Origin of the sequence: Curtobacterium sp. PhB172 (genome assembly GCF_003752545.1) — a bacterium.
Classification (GTDB): Bacteria; Actinomycetota; Actinomycetes; order Actinomycetales; family Microbacteriaceae; genus Curtobacterium.
Genome location: NZ_RKIF01000006.1, coordinates 462,843 through 479,465, shown reverse-complemented (window position 1 = coordinate 479,465; position 16,623 = coordinate 462,843). Strand labels below are relative to the sequence as shown.

Below are 16,623 nucleotides of genomic sequence, written 5' to 3'. Positions count from 1 at the left end.
TGTCGGTGTGGACCGGGTCCGCGCCGTCTGGATAGCCTGCACGGACGTCGGGGCACGCCGGCGTCATCACCAGGGGAGTACACATGCGGCGCTGGCGCGCGGTCACGGCGGGGCTCACCGCCCTCGCACTCGGAGCAGGACTCGCGATCGGCGGTGCGACGAGCGCCTCGGCGGAGCCCGCGGGCAACTGGGGCACGTTCACCCTGAGCGGGGCGTCGAAGGCGTACACGGGCACGATGACGTTGCCCGGGTTCCCCGCCACGACGTTCACCTCGAACTCGCGGCAGTCGACCGTGATCAGCGGGGCGTCGACGTGGCAGTCGGCGGGGACGCCGGTCGGTGGGGTCTACGGCACGAGTCGTGCGCAGACGTACATGAACCAGCGGCCGCAGGCTGATCGTCCCAACGGGGACTCGGCGTCGACCACCACCTACACGTTCGACGGCGCGACGCCCGGCGCGCAGAGCTGGTCGTTCGTCCTCGGGGACATCGACGCCGACCAGGCGACGATCTCGGCCACGGTGGCCGACGGCGGTGCGGCGACCGCCGAACAGCTCGGGTACCAGGGCTCCTACAACTCGTGCTCGGCGTCCAGCCCTGCCGGATGGTCCTGCTCGCCGGATCCGGACGGCACGACCGGTCAGGACCAGCCGACCTGGGACGCCGCCACGCGCACGCTGACCGGCAACGCCGCCGCGTCGGACACCGCGGGCGCCTCGGCCTGGTTCACGCCGACCGCGTCGCTGACGAGCCTGACCATCACGTACCAGCAGCGCAGCGGGTTCCCGGTGTACCAGACCTGGTTCGCCAACCGCACCGCGGCGATCAGCGGCACCGCGACCCTCGACGGCACCCCGATCCCGGGAGCCACCGTCACCGTGACTGCACCCCGCGGCACCGTGTACACGACGACCACCGACGACGACGGCAACTACGTGTTCCCGCAGTTGCCGGTGATCGCGAACTACCGCGTCGAGATCACCCCGCCGGCGGGTGCTGACGGTGACGCCGTGGCGACGGGTGTCTCGCTCGCCGTCTCCGGCACACCAGGTGGCGTCGACAAGACCGCCGACTTCGCGTTCACGTCGCCGGACGACACGACGTCCGTCATCGGGACGGTGACCGACGCGGAGGACCACCCCGTGGCGAACGTGCCCGTCGTCATCGACGTCCCCGGGGGCGACCCGATCGAGACCACGACGAACAGCGACGGCGTGTACACCGCGTCGGACCTTCCCGCGGACACCGCCGTGGAGGTCTCGGTGGCCGGTGAACCGCCCGTGACGATCACCACCGGTGACGCCGGTGCAGCACCGGTCGAGCCGGAGCCGATCGTCGCCCCGCCCGCCGTGATCGCGACGATCACCGGCATCGTCTCCCTCGACGGGACGCCCGTGCCCGCCGGCGTGGTCGTCGAGCTCCTCGACGAGTCCCGTGCCGTTGTCGGTTCGGCCACCACCGACGCCGACGGTCGCTACACCTTCGCCACGTCTGCCGGTACCTACACGGTCCGCACGGTGGTCCCCACCGCGGGTGCGACCGGCAATACCGCCAACACGGACGTCACCGCCACCGCCGGCACCAGCGTCACGTCGGACCTGCCGTTCGAGACCCCCGCCGCGCCCGAGGTCGTCACGACCGACCAGCCCGGCACCGTCGCCGACACGAACGGCGACCCGGTCGCCGGCGTGGACGTCGTCGCGACACCGACCGACCCGGAGGCCGGCCCGCCGGTGACCGTGGCCACCGACCCCGACGGCGCGTTCGACCTGGTCGACCTGCAGCCGACGACCGAGTACACGATCACGGTCGACGTCGACGGCGCCACTCCGGTGACCGTCGTCACGCCCGAGGAGGGTGCTGCGACCCCGCTCGCCTTCGTGGTCGAGGCCGCGGTGACCCCGGTCCCGTCGCCGTCGCCCAGTGCGCCGACGCCGAGCAACTCGCCGACCGCGGTCCCGACCGTGCCGGCTGCCGGAGGCTCGGGCAACGCGCCGGCCGCTGGTTCGGGTGACGTCGGTGACGGCGGGCCGCTGGCCTACACCGGTGCTGACCTCAAGCCCGGGCTCATCGCGGCCGGGGTGCTCGTGCTGCTCGGTGCGGCGCTGCTGACGTTCCGCGCGGTGCGCAACCGTCGCCGGAGCCACCTGCAGGACTGATCGGTCACGACGAAGGGCGGGCCCGGCGCGATGCCGGCCCGCCCTTCCCCTCGGTGCACGCCCCGGGCCCCGGGGTCGCACGGCCACGCCGCCGCCCCACGACACGCCGCCGCCCAACCCCCGAGGTTCCGAAATCTGCCCATCTCGGCGGCGCCGGCGGCCGTTCGTGGAACCTCAGCGCCACGCACACGGCATGTCGTCGTGACCCCTCGCCACACGCCGCCACACTCCACCGCGACGACGCCACGCCCGGGCCTCGCCGCCGAGGTTCCACGACATGCCGCCAATCCACCGCCGAGGTTCCGCGGATCAGCGCCAGAACCGCCGAGATGCCGAGATTTCGGAACCTCGGCGCCGCACGGGTCCGACGCCCCCGCCCACACTCCGCGCTACTGCGTGCGGTGCGTGCGGTGCGAGCCCGTGACCGTCGCGACCGAGCCCGTCAGGGTCTGGATCGCCCGACCGACGACGGGCACCGACGTGGTGACCACCGCGAGCGAGGACGTGATCGCCTCGATCGACGACGTCGACAGGTGCTCCTGCCCGACCGTGTGCACCGGGAAGCCCCGACGCGCCAGCACGACGACCCCGAGCGACCCGAGCAGCACGGCACCACCAGCGAACGGCAGGTACTGCAACCCGACGATCCCGAGCGCCTGCCCACCGATGGCAGCACCGCCCGCGATGCCGATGTTCGACGCACCGTTGATGAGCGCACCGGCGATGTCGGGGGAGACGCCTCCGGAGCGGATCGCGGCGGCCATGAAGAGCGTGCCCGTCGTGCCGTTCGCGGCCATCCACACGCCGGCGACGACCATCGTGCCGACCAGGGAGCCGTGCACGAACGGCATCGCGGCGAACGCGACGGCCATCACGGCGACGGCGGCGATGAGGGTCTGGCGGGGTGCCCGGTCGACGAACATGCCCGCGAGCCAGAGGCCGATCACCCCGGTGCCGCCCAGGACGAGCAGCGCACCGCTCACCATCGAGGCGTCGAGTCCGGCGTCGATCGCGTACGGCCCGACGTAGGTGTAGACGACGTAGTGCCCGGCGAACAGGAGCAGGTCGGCGATCACGACGGACAGCAGCCCGGTGCGCGCCCAGGCCTTCGGGGACCCGATGTGCGGCGACGAGGCACCACTGACGGCGGGCAGGAACAGCAGCGCCACGGCGGCGAGCACGGCGGCGGCGACACCGATCGAGAACACGGCTGGGCGCCAGCCGATGTGCTGCGCGACCCAGGTGGCGACGGGCACGCCGAGCACGAAGCCGAGCGAGCTGCCCGAGTACACGAACGCGATGGCGCGACCGGCCAGGCGCGGCGGCACGATCCGGGTGGCGTACGCCGAGGCGACCGAGAAGAACAGCGCGTGCGCGATGCCGCCGACGACCCGTCCGGCGCACACGACGGCGAACGACGGTGCGAACGCGATCATGAGGTTCGAGACCGTGTAGCCGACGAGCGTCGACACGAGCACGGCCTTGCGGGGGAGCTTCGCGGTGAAGGCGGTGAGCGGGAGCGCCAGGAGTGCCACGGCGCCCGCGTACACGGTGACGACGATGCCCATGGTGGCCTCGGACACACCGAGGTCGGCGCTCATCGTGCCGAGCAGCCCGACGGGCATGAGCTCGGTGGTGATGGCGAAGAACGTGGCCAGCCCGAGCACGGCGATGCCGACGATGGACTGGGTGGTGACGGTGATCGGCCGCGTGTTCGTCGACACGGCCGAGGTGGTGGTGTTGGTGGACACGCTGCTGACCTCCTCCGGGGCACGGGCGAACGCGCGTCGGTGCCGTTCGGGGGAACGACGATGACCGGGAGGTCTGCGGGGCGCGCTCGCTGTGGATGTGGGTGATGTGGGTACGACTCCACGGCGAGTGCGCCCATCCAGTGTTGCACGATGGACCGCAGCCCGCGAGGGGGTCAGCGGAGATTCTCGGAGCGCTCCAACAATCCGCGCCCTCAGTTCTCGTTCGTCACCCGACCCTGCACGCCGCCACCCCGGAGCGCGATCGTCAACGTCCCGCTCATCGACTGCGCCGACATCGACACCGAGCCGTGCAGTGCCGCCTCGCGGGGGAAGCACGCCGTCGACGACTCGATCCGGTTCGCCGTCGCCACCAGGCAGATCGTCGACCGGTCCGTGCCGACCCCTGCCCACACGGCCCACGGCGTGTCGAACGAGCCGCCGTCCAGTGCCCGGTTCGTGAACACGAGCCGTGTGGAGTGCAGACTGACGGGCGCCTCCACCGGCCCCGGCAGCTGGTCGGCGTACGTCTGCGGCACGTCGAGCAGCTGCTCGAGCGTGACCGTGCCCGCCGTCGGCGTGACGCTCGGTGCCGCCGCGACGTCGCCGCGGACGGGCCCGACGACGGTGCCGGCGGCGAACGCCACACCGACCGCCGCTGCCGCGCCGAGCGCGATCCAGACGCGTGGCCGCTCCGTCCAGAGCAGCGTGCGCCACCGGGACCGTCGCGTCGGTCCGACCGGGAGGCCCGGCTCACCCCCGACGTCGTCACCCGCGTCGTCGGGACGGTCGGGTTCCAGGGCTTCGGTCGCCGCCCACGATCCGGCCTCCGTTCGCGGGGACGGGTCCGGTTCCGCGACAGCCGCCGCGCGCCCCGGGGCCGACGGTCCCGGCGACCGGCCGTGCTCCGGGGCCGACGGTTCCGGCGAGCCGGACTGCTGGGCCGGGCGTTCCGGCGACCAGCCGGGCAGCGGAGCCGACCCTTCCGGCGACGAGCCGGGCAGCGGAGCCGACCGATCGGAGGATGCGACCTGCCCGCTGGCTGGGGTCGTGCCTCCCGGCCGCTCGTCCGACACGGTGGCGGAGACGACGCCCGCGCCCGCTCGCCGACCACCCGACCGCCGCCCGCTCGCCAGGTCCTGCAGCGCGATCCGGGCGCGCGCCGCGTCGGCGGGGCTCGATGCCGCTCCCCAGGCGACGGCCTCGAGCCGTGCCCGTTCCGCTGCCACGTCGTCGTGGGCCATGCGCACTCCCGATCTGCCGGTCGCGTGGTCTCCCTTCATCGTGGCACTGCCGGGGCGGCGGCGCGCACCCAGAACGAGGGGAGTAGGCGTGACGCATGAGCACCGAACCCGAACCGCGACACGACGTCGACCCGGAGACCCTCGAGCCACTGAGCCACGACACCCAGTCCGGCGAGGCCGACTACGTGGCGACGAGCCCCGGCGGGACCGGCACGGAGCGCCACGTGCCGACCGCCGACGAGGAGCAGGGTCGCGGCACCGAGTACGACCCGGTCGACCAGGGGCCGCAGCAGGAGGGCCAGGGCGGCTGACGCCGGGCCCGTCGCCACGCGCCCCGCACTAGCGGATCACCCGGCGCAGCACGGCCCGCTCGCCTGCCGTCCACGCGGCGCTCGTCACGACGTACAGCGCGGCGGCGAGCGGGGCGATCGCGGCGAACACGACCGTGATGAACGGCGCGAACCGTCCGATCACAGCGGTCGCTGCCGCACCGGGCACCTGTGCGCCCGGCTCAGGCGTCGGCACCGGGTTCCAGCGCAGGTTCGCGCGACGGCTGAGCTCCACGACGACAGCGAGCACGGCCAGCAGCAGGACGACGCCCCAGGCGTGCACCCACAGTGGCGACGTGAGCGTGACGACGAGCGAGTGCCCGAGCGGGACCCCGACCAGGGTGGCCTCGAGCAGGGCGTTGGCTGTGCCGCCGATCGACGCGTGCGTGAACAGGGCGGAGACGAGGGACAGCACCGGAGCCTGCGCGAGGACGGGCAGGCAGCCGGCCAGGGGTGAGACCTTCTCGTTCGTGTAGAGCTGTTGGACGGCGCGCTGCAACTGCTCGGCGTTCTTCCCGTGGCGCTTCCGCAGGGCGGCGAGCTGCGGCGCGAGCCGACGTCGGTCGCGCTCCGCTCGGACCTGCAGGACGGACAGCGGCACGAGCGCGGCCCGGACGGCCAGGGTCAGGAGCACGACGGCGATCGCCGCGGCGAACGAGCCCGTGGCGGGGGAGAGCGCCGCGGTCAGGGCGGCGACGAGGTCCGCGCCGCCGTGCAGCAGCGGGCCGACGAGGGGCAGGGTGGACAGGTCCATGACGGTTCCGATCGGTGGTGGTTCGCAGGAGGGGGCGCGAGAGGCCCGGCCACCGGTCGGTGGTCAGGCCGGGGCGACGACTCCCGGGGCACGCGATCGGACGTGCCCGTCGGCATCGGGGTGGCTCCACGCGATGCGGGTGACGAGGTCCGGTACCGCAGCGTGTTCGACGCCCGTCGCCTGCAGCCCGAGCACCGTCGCCAGCACCGTGGCCAGGACCTGCGCGACGACGACCGCCACGGCGACGGCCGTCAGGCCGAGCGCGGCCACCGCCAGCAGCGGCAGGACGCCGGCTGCGGGGTCGCCCCCTGTGGGCGCACCGAGCACCAGCGCGGCGGCGGCGCGGAGGATCAGCAGGGCGACGGTCATGGTCGGTTCAGCGTAACGCCCGCGTGCCGCCACGGACAGGACGGCAGCGCGGGAGAGGATCGCCGCATGACCGCAGGTTCGCCGAGCACCCCAGCGACCGTCGCGCTCGACCGAGCCGGGGTGTCGTACACGCCGCACGTGTACGACCACCACGAGAGCGCCACGAACTTCGGCGAGGAGGCCGCCGCCGCCCTGGGGCTCCGCGAGGAGCAGGTCTTCAAGACCCTGGTCGTCTCGGTCGACGGCGCACTGGCGGTGGCGATCGTGCCGGTGGCGAACCGGCTCGACCTCAAGGCCATCGCGGCGGCGGTCGGTGGCAAGAAGGCGACGCTGGCCGATCCGGCCCTCGCCGAGAAGCGCACCGGGTACGTCGTCGGTGGCATCAGCCCGGTCGGCCAGAAGTCCCGGATCCGGACCGTGCTCGACGAGTCGGCCCTGGCGTACGACAGCATCTTCGTCTCCGGCGGGCGCCGTGGGTTCGACATCGAGGTGGCTCCGGCCGACCTCGCGCGGGTCACCGACGCGATCTCGGCGGCGATCGCGCGGACCTGAGTCGAGTCGCCGCAAGTTTTCCCACCACCGGGAATGAACCCGGCACTCCTGCGTTGCATTGAGTCGAAGGCACTCAAGTTCCCCAGGAGGTCCCTTTGCCAGAGACGTTCGGCCCGACCGGCGGCAGTGACTCGTTCGACGAGTTCCTCGCCCGCCTCCTCGCGGCGCAGAACACCGGTGACCCGCAGCGCCCCCGTGCGTTCGGCCGACCGGTGGACATCACGCGGCTCCTCAGCCGCCGCACCCACGAGCTGCTCCAGCACACCGCCGAGTACGCGGTGTCGCAGGGGCAGCACGAGCTCGACGCGCTGCACCTGCTGCACGTGCTCGTCCGCACCGAGCCGTTCGACGCCGTCGTCCGTTCCGCCGGGGTCGACCCCGAGCGCCTCGCCGCCGAGATCGAGCAGCGCCTGCCCATGGCCCGCGAGCCGCAGCCCGAGCAGACCGGCCGCCCGGCCCTGACCGGCACGGCGCAGCGCATCCTCGTCGAGGCCACCCAGGCCGCGCGGGGCTTCGGCAGCACCTACACCGACCCCGAGCACGTCTTCTTCGCGCTCGTGACCGACCAGGAGACCGTCACCGGGCAGCTGCTCGCCAGCGCCGGCGTCACCCCACAGGCCATGCAGGACTACGCCCAGCAGGCCGCGGCAGCAGCACGAGAGGGGCGCCCCATGCCAGGAACCGGTGCAACGACCGGAACGGCCGACACCGACAGCGACAGCGACAGCGACAGCGACACCCCGACCCTCGACCAGTTCGGCACCGACCTCACCGCGCGGGCCCGAGACGGCCACATCGACCCCGTCATCGGTCGCGCCGACGAGATCGAGCAGGCGGTCGAGATCCTGCTCCGTCGCACCAAGAACAACCCCGTCCTGATCGGCGAGCCCGGCGTCGGCAAGACCGCCATCGTCGAGGGACTCGCCCAGCGCATCGTCGACGGCGACGTCCCCTCGCTGCTGCAGGGCAAGCGGGTCGTCGCCCTCGACCTGCCCGGCATGCTCGCCGGCACCCGGTACCGGGGCGACTTCGAGGAGCGCCTGACGAAGGCCATGGACGAGATCGCGGCGCACGCCGACGAGCTCATCGTCTTCGTCGACGAGCTCCACACCGTCGTCGGCGCCGGTGGCGGCGGTGAGGGCGGCTCGATGGACGCCGGCAACATCCTCAAGCCCCGGCTCGCCCGCGGCGACCTGCACCTGGTCGGCGCGACGACCCTGAACGAGTACCGCCGGATCGAGAAGGACGCCGCACTCGAGCGTCGCTTCCAGCCGGTCACGGTCGGGGAGCCGAGCGTCGAGGACGCCGTCGCGATCCTGACCGGCCTCGCACCCCGGTACGAGGAGCACCACGGCGTCGTCTACACGCCGGAGTCGCTGCGCGCCGCCGTCGAACTCTCGCACCGGTACGTCACCGACCGGCACCTGCCGGACAAGGCCATCGACCTCATCGACCAGGCCGGCGCACGGCGCCGGCTCGCCCGCTCGGGTGCCGTCGACGTCGAGGCCCTGCGCGACCAGGTCGCCGAGCTGCTGGCCGAGAAGGACCGCGCGGTCGCCGAGGAGCTGTACGAAGAGGCGTCGCGCCTGCGCGACGAGACGGTCGGACTGGAGGCCCGGATCGCCGCCGCCACGTCGGCGGACGCTCCCCGCGCCTCCCGTCCCGAATCCGTGGGCACCTCGATCACGGAACGCGACATCGCCGGTGTGGTGTCGCGTGCCACCGGCATCCCGGCGACGCGCCTGACCCAGGGCGACCGCTCGCGGCTCGCCGTGCTCGAGCAGGAACTGCACGAACGCGTCGTCGGCCAGGACGACGCCGTTGCGGCGATCGCGAAGGCCGTCCGACGCAGCCGGACCGGCATGGGCGACCAGCGTCGACCCGTCGGGAGCTTCCTGTTCCTCGGCCCGACCGGCGTCGGCAAGACCGAACTGGCGAAGGCCCTGGCGTCGTCGCTGTTCGGTGACGAGTCCGCCATGCTCCGCTTCGACATGAGCGAGTTCGGCGAGCGGCACACCGTCTCGCGGCTGGTCGGGGCGCCTCCCGGGTACGTCGGCTACGACGAGGCCGGGCAGCTCACCGAACGCGTGCGCCGGAACCCGTACTCGGTGATCCTGCTCGACGAGGTCGAGAAGGCGCACCCCGACGTGTTCAACCTGCTGCTGCAGGTGCTGGACGACGGTCGACTGACCGACGGTCAGGGTCGCACGGTGGACTTCCGGAACACCGTCGTGATCATGACGTCGAACATCGGCTCGGAGTTCCTGGCCTCGCGGTCGGGCGCCCTCGGCTTCGCGCCGGTCGGCACGACCGACGGGTTCGGCGAGGACGACCTCCGCGCCCGGGTGATGGGCAAGCTGCGCGAGGCCATGCGGCCGGAGTTCATCAACCGCATCGACGAGATCGTGCTCTTCCGCAAGCTCGACCGGTCGCAGATCACGTCGATCGTGTCGCTGCTCCTGCAGGACACGGCGCTGCGGCTCGTCGCGCAGGACATGGTGCTCTCCGTGTCCGACGCAGCGGTCGACTGGCTCGCCGAGCACGGGTACGAGCCCGAGTACGGCGCCCGTCCGCTCCGCCGGCTCATCCAGCGCGAGGTCGACGACCGCATCGCGACGCTCGTGGTCGACGGTGGCGTGACCGCCGGGGACACCGTGCGGATCGACGTCGTGGGCGACGTTCTGACGGCAGCGGTGGTGGAACCCGCGACGCTGTAGCAGCCGTTCGCCCACGAAGGCCCGGTACCGATTCGGTACCGGGCCTTCGTCGCGCCCGGGTACGACAGCGTGGTGTTCGGGAATGCAATTCCGGAGAAATCGGAGAAAGGGGTTGCGCTGCGAATTGTGGTGCCGATAGTGTTCACTCGTCGCGAACCGCTGGACTTCAGCCGGGGGACGACTCCGACAGCTCGAGACCGAAAGGGGGCCGACCATGATGATCACCGCAACCACTCCGTTCCGTGGAATCCGTGGACGCGTCGGCACCCCGTTCCGCGTCCGCTGACCCGGAGCGTTCCGCCTTCTGCTGACATCTGTGTCCTCCGATCCTCGTCTCGTGACGAGTCCGTCGCCTGACACCTCGCGCTGAGCCGTTCTGGCTCGCGTCGAACCGGCTCCGTCGATCGCCGATCGGTCCCGATCCGTGTGCTCCGCGCACGCGATCGGACTGCGTCGATCGTCGCCGGAGAATGTCGGCGGTCGGTGCGACGCTCTCGGTACCGGAAGTCATTCAGTACCGCGTCGTCGGACATTCCTCCGGTGACCGCGGAATGCATTCTCACGCATTCATTCTGTCCTGCCCGTGTGCCGGGCAGTCCACTCCTGCCCGTGTGCCGGGCAACTCCGTCATGCCCTGAAAGGGACCACCGTGTCATCGAAGACCGCCACCCGCCCTCCCGATACCCGCGCAGCGCGCCACCGGGTCTCCCTCACCGACCGCATCGCGCTGCGCATCGGCATGTCGCTCATCATCTGGAGCCGGCGCACCCGCCGGGTCCGTCCGGTGATCGACCACGCAACACGGCTGCAGCTCGACCGCGAGCGGCAGCAGCGCGAGAACGACCTGCTCCTGCAGGCCGCACTCATGCGCGCCTGGCGCTGAGCCGGATCGGACACCCGACCGTCGCACCGTGCGACCGTCGCCGTCCCGTGCCCGCTTGGTGGCTCGGTGCGAGGGGACAGCCCCGCACCGAGCCACCGTCGGCGCACCGGCCGACGCAACCCGCACCGTGCGCCGCACCGACGACCGAGCACGGCGCGACCGAGCCCGCACCGTGCGCCGACGTGTCGGACGCACCCCGGGCCTCCCGTACCGTTGGTGGGTGACCGAAACCGCAGCTGCACTCGTCGAACGCCTGACCGCCGTCGTCCCGGACTTCCCGAAGCCGGGGGTGCTCTTCCGTGACGTGACGCCGGTGTTCTCGGACGCCGTGGCGTTCGGCCGCGTGTGCGAGGCACTCGCCGCGCCGTTCGCGGTCGGTGCCGGGTTCGACGCCGTCGCCGGCATCGAGGCACGAGGCTTCGCCCTCGCCGGCGGGATCGCCGCGCAGCACCAGGTGGGGGTGCTCACCGTGCGCAAGGCCGGCAAGCTGCCGGGCGAGGTCCTCAGCGAGCAGTACGCACTCGAGTACGGCGAGGCCGAGCTCGAGCTGCGTCCGGGCCAGCTCCCCGCGGGCACCCGGGTCCTCGTCGTCGACGACGTCCTCGCCACCGGCGGGACCGGCGCCGCCACCATCACGCTGCTCGAACGCGCGGGCTACCAGGCGGTCGGGTTCGCCGCGCTGCTCGAGCTCGACGGGCTGAACGGACGCGAGCGACTCGAGCCGCGCCTGCCCGTCACCACGCTCGGCGCCGTGCCCGCCTGAGCCCCACGCGCGCACTAGTCTTGACGCACCATTTCGATCGAGGAGTCCCATCATCGTGACCGAGTCAGTCGCCGCAGCGCCGGAGAGCGCCGAGCCCGCAGCCGTGCCCCAGGCACCCGAGCCCCGCACCGCGACGACGACCACGACGGGCACCGAGCTCTTCGACGGTGAGCGCGGCGTCGTCGCGATCCGCGTCGACGGTGTCCTCAAGGACCTCGCCGCCGACGTCGCCGCCGGCGAGATCGCCGAGGCCGTCACCCTGCAGGAGCAGGACGGGCTCGACATCCTCCGTCACTCGGCCGCACACGTGCTCGCGCAGGCCGTCCAGCAGATCAACCCCGAGGCCAAGCTCGGCATCGGGCCGCCCGTCACCGACGGCTTCTACTACGACTTCGACGTCGCCGAGCCCTTCACCCCCGAGGACCTCAAGGCGATCGAGAAGGGCATGGACCGCATCGTCAAGCAGGCCCAGCGCTTCCGCCGCGTGGTCGTCACGGACGAGCAGGCGCGCGAGCTGATGGCGGGGGAGCCGTACAAGCAGGAGCTCATCGGACTCAAGGGCGCGGCGACCGACGGCGACTCCGGCGAGAGCGTCGAGGTCGGCGCCGGCGAACTCACCGTGTACGAGAACGTCGACCCCAAGTCGGGCGAGGTCGTCTGGCAGGACCTCTGCCGGGGCCCGCACGTGCCGCACACCCGCTGGATCGGCAACGCCGCGAAGCTCATGCGCGTCGCCGCTGCCTACTGGCGGGGCTCCGAGAAGAACCCGCAGCTGCAGCGCATCTACGGCACCGCCTGGCCCGACAAGGACCAGCTCAAGGCGTACCTGGTGCGTCTCGAAGAGGCCGCCAAGCGCGACCACCGCAAGCTCGGTGCCGAACTCGACCTGTTCTCGTTCCCCGACGAGATCGGTTCCGGCCTGGCGATCTTCCACCCGAAGGGCGGCATCATCCGCCGCGAGATGGAGGACTACTCGCGCCGTCGGCACGAGGAGAACGGCTACTCGTTCGTCTACACGCCGCACATCACCAAGGGCGACCTGTTCGAGACCTCCGGGCACCTCGGCTGGTACAAGGACGGCATGTTCCCGGCCATGCACATGGACGAGGCGAAGGACGAGGACGGCAACGTCACGCGTCAGGGAGCCGACTACTACCTCAAGCCGATGAACTGCCCGATGCACATCCTGGCGTACCGGTCGCAGCCGCGTTCGTACCGCGACCTGCCGCTCCGGATGTTCGAGTTCGGCACGGTCTACCGCAACGAGAAGTCCGGCGTCATCCACGGCCTCACGCGGGTCCGTGGCATGACCCAGGACGACGCGCACATCTTCACCACGCAGGAGAAGATGAAGGAGGAGCTGACCACGACGCTCGAGTTCGTGCTCTCGCTGCTGCGCGACTACGGCCTCGACGACTTCTACCTCGAGCTCTCCACGAAGGACCCGGAGAAGTACGTCGGTGACGACGAGGTCTGGGACGTCGCGACGAACACCCTGCGCGAGGTCGCCGAGGAGTCCGGTCTCGAGCTCGTGCCCGACCCGGCCGGAGCCGCCTTCTACGGCCCGAAGATCTCGGTGCAGGCCCGCGACGCCATCGGCCGCACGTGGCAGATGTCGACCGTGCAGCTCGACTTCAACCTGCCCGAGCGCTTCGGCATCGACTACACCGCGGCCGACGGCTCCCGCCAGCGCCCGGTGATGATCCACCGCGCGCTGTTCGGCTCGATCGAGCGGTTCTTCGGCGTGCTGACCGAGCACTACGCCGGCGCGTTCCCGGCCTGGCTGTCGCCGGTGCAGGTGGTCGGCATCCCCGTCGCGGCCGAGTACGGCGACTACCTCGACGAGGTCATCGCGAAGCTCCGGTCGCACGGCGTCCGCGCCGAGGTCGACCACTCGGACGACCGCATGCAGAAGAAGATCCGCACGCACACCAAGGCGAAGGTGCCGTTCCAGCTCATCGCCGGCGGCGACGACCGCGACGCCGGTGCGGTGTCGTTCCGCTTCCGTGACGGGCGCCAGGACAACGCCGTGCCCGTGGACGAAGCAGTCGACCGCATCCTGACGGCGATCCGCGAGCGCGCGCAGGTCTGATGACGGACGAGCAGGACCCGCTGGTCATCCGGGACGCCGCCACCGGTGCGGCCGTCCCGGATGCCTTCCAGCGCCTGTGGAACCCGCACCGGATGGCGTACATCGACGCCGGGCGCGAGGGCACGGGCCGCGGGCACGCAGACGACTGCCCGTTCTGCGAGGCACCGCGGAAGTCCGACGAGGACGCCCTCATCGTCGCCCGGGGCGAGCACGCCTACGTGCTGCTCAACTTGTTCCCGTACAACAACGGACACCTGCTGGTCTGCCCGTACCGCCACGTGCCGCTGTACGACGAGGCCACGCCGGACGAGCTCCGCGAGATGGGCGAGCTGACCCAGACCGCGATGCGGGTCCTGCGCGCCGTGTCGCACTGCGACGGCTTCAACATCGGCATGAACCAGGGCGAGGTCGCGGGGGCCGGCATCGCCGCACACCTGCACCAGCACATCGTGCCGCGGTGGCAGTCCGACGCGAACTTCTTCCCGATCATCGCGCGGACGAAGTCGATGTCCCAGATGCTCGGGGACACCCGCCGACTGGTCGCCGAGGGCTGGCCGGCAGCGGACTAGACTGATCGGCATCATGAGCGACAGCACCAGCACCTCCGGCACCCCTGGCACCTCGATCACCGGCTCCGACCGCGTCAAGCGCGGCCTCGCCGAGATGCTCAAGGGCGGCGTCATCATGGACGTCGTCGACGCCGAGCAGGCCCGCATCGCGGAGGAAGCCGGCGCGACCGCGGTCATGGCCCTCGAGCGTGTCCCCGCCGACATCCGCGCACAGGGCGGCGTCGCCCGCATGTCCGACCCGTCGATGATCGAGGAGATCATCGCCGCCGTGTCGATCCCCGTCATGGCGAAGGCCCGCATCGGCCACTTCGTCGAGGCGCAGATCCTGCAGGAGCTCGGCGTCGACTACATCGACGAGTCCGAGGTGCTCTCGCCCGCCGACTACGTCAACCACATCGACAAGTGGAACTTCACCACGCCGTTCGTCTGCGGTGCCACCGAACTGGGCGAGGCGCTCCGTCGCATCACCGAGGGCGCTGCGATGATCCGTTCCAAGGGCGAGGCCGGCACGGGTGACGTGTCCGAGGCCACGAAGCACATCCGCACGATCAACAAGGAGATCGCGGCGCTGCGCCACCTCAAGGAAGACGAGCTCTACGTCGCCGCCAAGGAACTGCAGGCGCCGTTCGAGATCGTGCGCGAGGTCGCCCGCACCGGCAAGCTCCCCGTCGTACTGTTCACCGCCGGTGGCGTCGCCACCCCGGCCGACGCCGCGATGATGATGCAGCTCGGCGCGGACGGCGTGTTCGTCGGCTCCGGCATCTTCAAGTCCGGCGACCCGGCGAAGCGTGCCGCGGCCATCGTCAAGGCCGTCACCTTCCACGACGACCCCAAGGTCATCGCCGAGGTCTCGCGCGGTCTGGGCGAGGCGATGGTGGGCATCAACGTCGCCGACGTCCCCGCACCGCACCGCCTCGCCGAGCGTGGCTGGTAGCACGACGAGCAGTGCCCGGCCCCGCATCGGAGTCCTGGCGCTGCAGGGTGACTTCCGCGAGCACATCGCCTCGTTGACGGAGCTCGGCGCCGACGTGGTGCCGCTCCGTCGCCCCGAGGAGATCGCGGTGCTCGACGGCGTCGTGATCCCCGGCGGTGAGTCGAGCGTGATGGACAAGCTGTCCCGGTCGTTCGGCGTCGCCGAGCCCCTCGCTGATGCCATCCGCGACGGCCTGCCGACGTACGGCACGTGTGCCGGCATGATCATGCTGTCGTCGCGGATCACCGACGGCATCAGCGGCCAGCAGACCCTCGACGTGCTCGACACCACGGTTCGTCGGAACGCGTTCGGCAGCCAGAACGACTCGTTCGAGGTCGACGTCCCGATGCCCGAGCTCGGCGACGCCCCCGTGCACGCGGTCTTCATCCGTGCCCCGGTGGTCGAGCAGCACGGCCCCGGCGTCCAGGTCCTCGGCGCACTGGCGGACGGGCAGGTCGTCGCGGTGCAGCAGGGCAACGTGCTCGCGAGTGCGTTCCACCCCGAGGTCGCCGGCGAGGACCGCTTCCACCGCCGCTTCCTCGCCATGGTGCGCAGCGCCTGACGCGACCCCCGGGCTCTGGGCACGACCGCCCGCGGGCCCTGGGCCCGGCCGCCTGCGTGCCCGCTCCGGCGGGGCGGGGCGGCGCCGGGCCTCCCGGCTGGGTAAACTGACCCCGACTTTCCGCAAGACGCAAGGAGAACCGTGTCCGGGCATTCCAAGTGGGCGACGACCAAGCACAAGAAGGCCGTCATCGACGGCCGCCGTGCCAAGTCGTTCGCCAAGCTCATCAAGAACATCGAGGTCGCCGCGAAGATGGGCGGCGCCGACCTGTCGGGCAACCCGACGCTGGTCGACGCGATCCAGAAGGCCAAGAAGACCTCGGTCCCGAACGACAACATCGACCGCGCCGTCAAGCGCGGTGCCGGCCTGACCGGTGAGTCGATCGAGTACACGACGATCATGTACGAGGGCTACGCCCCGAACGGCGTCGCGATGCTGATCGAGTGCCTCACCGACAACAAGAACCGCGCAGCGGCCGAGGTCCGGACGGCGATGTCCCGCAACGGTGGCACCATGGCCGACCCGGGCAGCGTCGCCTACAACTTCTCGCGCAAGGGCGTCATCTCGGTCACGAAGACCGACGGACTCGACGAGGACACCGTCATGACCGCCGTGCTCGACGCCGGTGTCGAGGACGTCATCGACCAGGGTGGCGGCTTCGAGATCATCACCGAGGCGAGCGACCTCGTCGCGGCCCGCACCGCGCTGCAGGACGCCGGCATCGACTACGACTCGGCCGACGCCGAGTTCGTCCCCGGCCTCAAGGTGCCGGTCGACGCCGAGACCGCCCGCAAGGTCTTCCGCCTGATCGACGCGCTCGAGGACAGCGACGACGTGCAGAACGTCTACGCCAACTTCGACGTGCCGGCGGACGTCCAGGCCGAGCTCGACGAGGACGAGGGCGAGTAG

The 16,623-nt window shown here is 71.5% G+C and carries 15 protein-coding genes; 11 read left to right on the top strand and 4 right to left on the bottom strand.

Annotation, left to right across the window (positions count from 1 at the left end):
* The first annotated feature begins 83 nt into the window (after nucleotides 1-83).
* Nucleotides 84-2,159 carry a collagen binding domain-containing protein gene (locus EDF42_RS06545; protein WP_123671787.1) on the top strand — a complete coding sequence of 692 codons (2,076 nt, stop codon included), beginning with the start codon at nucleotides 84-86 and terminating at the stop codon, nucleotides 2,157-2,159.
* Nucleotides 2,160-2,548: 389 nt separating this feature from the next.
* Here the strand turns inward: EDF42_RS06545 and EDF42_RS06540 are convergent, their stop codons facing one another.
* Nucleotides 2,549-3,910 (bottom strand): MFS transporter, encoded by a 1,362-nt coding sequence (locus tag EDF42_RS06540; RefSeq protein WP_111084056.1) that lies wholly within the window; start codon nucleotides 3,908-3,910, stop codon nucleotides 2,549-2,551.
* Between the two features lie 212 nt (nucleotides 3,911-4,122).
* Complete coding sequence (locus EDF42_RS06535) at nucleotides 4,123-5,151, bottom strand: hypothetical protein (RefSeq protein ID WP_148067631.1); 1,029 nt, start codon at nucleotides 5,149-5,151, stop codon at nucleotides 4,123-4,125.
* A gap of 95 nt (nucleotides 5,152-5,246) precedes the next feature.
* Between EDF42_RS06535 and EDF42_RS06530 the strand changes: the two genes are divergently transcribed.
* Entirely contained in the window at nucleotides 5,247-5,462 is a 216-nt protein-coding gene (locus tag EDF42_RS06530; protein ID WP_123671785.1) for a hypothetical protein, read from the top strand.
* Between the two features lie 28 nt (nucleotides 5,463-5,490).
* Here EDF42_RS06530 and EDF42_RS06525 read toward each other — a convergent pair whose 3' ends face one another.
* Nucleotides 5,491-6,234, bottom strand: a complete 744-nt coding sequence (locus EDF42_RS06525; RefSeq protein WP_123671784.1) for a membrane protein insertase YidC — start codon at nucleotides 6,232-6,234, stop codon at nucleotides 5,491-5,493.
* 63 nt (nucleotides 6,235-6,297) lie between these two features.
* On the bottom strand, nucleotides 6,298-6,603 hold the full coding sequence (locus EDF42_RS06520) for a DUF6412 domain-containing protein (protein WP_123671783.1): 306 nt from the start codon (nucleotides 6,601-6,603) through the stop codon (nucleotides 6,298-6,300).
* A 66-nt stretch (nucleotides 6,604-6,669) separates the two neighbouring features.
* Between EDF42_RS06520 and ybaK the strand changes: the two genes are divergently transcribed.
* The 9 genes from ybaK (at nucleotide 6,670) to EDF42_RS06475 (ending at nucleotide 16,623) form a co-directional block, all read left to right on the top strand.
* Nucleotides 6,670-7,155 carry a Cys-tRNA(Pro) deacylase gene (gene ybaK, locus EDF42_RS06515; protein ID WP_123339622.1) on the top strand — a complete coding sequence of 162 codons (486 nt, stop codon included), beginning with the start codon at nucleotides 6,670-6,672 and terminating at the stop codon, nucleotides 7,153-7,155.
* A 95-nt stretch (nucleotides 7,156-7,250) separates the two neighbouring features.
* Entirely contained in the window at nucleotides 7,251-9,872 is a 2,622-nt protein-coding gene (locus EDF42_RS06510) for an ATP-dependent Clp protease ATP-binding subunit (RefSeq protein WP_123671782.1), read from the top strand.
* A gap of 649 nt (nucleotides 9,873-10,521) precedes the next feature.
* Nucleotides 10,522-10,755 (top strand): hypothetical protein, encoded by a 234-nt coding sequence (locus EDF42_RS06505; RefSeq protein ID WP_123339624.1) that lies wholly within the window; start codon nucleotides 10,522-10,524, stop codon nucleotides 10,753-10,755.
* 220 nt (nucleotides 10,756-10,975) lie between these two features.
* Nucleotides 10,976-11,518, top strand: coding sequence for an adenine phosphoribosyltransferase (locus EDF42_RS06500; protein ID WP_123292807.1), 543 nt, complete (start codon nucleotides 10,976-10,978; stop codon nucleotides 11,516-11,518).
* A gap of 55 nt (nucleotides 11,519-11,573) precedes the next feature.
* The gene (thrS, locus tag EDF42_RS06495) at nucleotides 11,574-13,610 is read left to right on the top strand and encodes a threonine--tRNA ligase (protein ID WP_395865229.1); all 2,037 of its coding nucleotides are present in this window, start codon (nucleotides 11,574-11,576) and stop codon (nucleotides 13,608-13,610) included.
* Complete coding sequence (locus EDF42_RS06490) at nucleotides 13,610-14,179, top strand: HIT domain-containing protein (protein WP_123671781.1); 570 nt, start codon at nucleotides 13,610-13,612, stop codon at nucleotides 14,177-14,179. The genes thrS and EDF42_RS06490 overlap by 1 nt, the downstream gene beginning before the upstream one ends.
* A 13-nt stretch (nucleotides 14,180-14,192) precedes the next feature.
* Nucleotides 14,193-15,113, top strand: coding sequence for a pyridoxal 5'-phosphate synthase lyase subunit PdxS (gene pdxS / locus EDF42_RS06485; protein WP_123292809.1), 921 nt, complete (start codon nucleotides 14,193-14,195; stop codon nucleotides 15,111-15,113).
* Nucleotides 15,103-15,714 carry a pyridoxal 5'-phosphate synthase glutaminase subunit PdxT gene (gene pdxT / locus EDF42_RS06480; RefSeq protein ID WP_123671780.1) on the top strand — a complete coding sequence of 204 codons (612 nt, stop codon included), beginning with the start codon at nucleotides 15,103-15,105 and terminating at the stop codon, nucleotides 15,712-15,714. The genes pdxS and pdxT overlap by 11 nt, the downstream gene beginning before the upstream one ends.
* A 141-nt stretch (nucleotides 15,715-15,855) precedes the next feature.
* Complete coding sequence (locus EDF42_RS06475) at nucleotides 15,856-16,623, top strand: YebC/PmpR family DNA-binding transcriptional regulator (protein WP_111084044.1); 768 nt, start codon at nucleotides 15,856-15,858, stop codon at nucleotides 16,621-16,623.

What these genes read in the sequence shown, in the direction of transcription:
- EDF42_RS06535 (WP_148067631.1), bottom strand. Translation starts at nt 5,151, where the DNA reads ATGGCCCACGACGACGTGGCAGCGGAACGGGCACGGCTCGAGGCCGTC.
- ybaK (WP_123339622.1), top strand. Translation starts at nt 6,670, where the DNA reads ATGACCGCAGGTTCGCCGAGCACCCCAGCGACCGTCGCGCTCGACCGA.
- EDF42_RS06520 (WP_123671783.1), bottom strand. Translation starts at nt 6,603, where the DNA reads ATGACCGTCGCCCTGCTGATCCTCCGCGCCGCCGCCGCGCTGGTGCTC.
- EDF42_RS06525 (WP_123671784.1), bottom strand. Translation starts at nt 6,234, where the DNA reads ATGGACCTGTCCACCCTGCCCCTCGTCGGCCCGCTGCTGCACGGCGGC.
- pdxS (WP_123292809.1), top strand. Translation starts at nt 14,193, where the DNA reads ATGAGCGACAGCACCAGCACCTCCGGCACCCCTGGCACCTCGATCACC.
- EDF42_RS06530 (WP_123671785.1), top strand. Translation starts at nt 5,247, where the DNA reads ATGAGCACCGAACCCGAACCGCGACACGACGTCGACCCGGAGACCCTC.
- EDF42_RS06545 (WP_123671787.1), top strand. Translation starts at nt 84, where the DNA reads ATGCGGCGCTGGCGCGCGGTCACGGCGGGGCTCACCGCCCTCGCACTC.
- EDF42_RS06490 (WP_123671781.1), top strand. Translation starts at nt 13,610, where the DNA reads ATGACGGACGAGCAGGACCCGCTGGTCATCCGGGACGCCGCCACCGGT.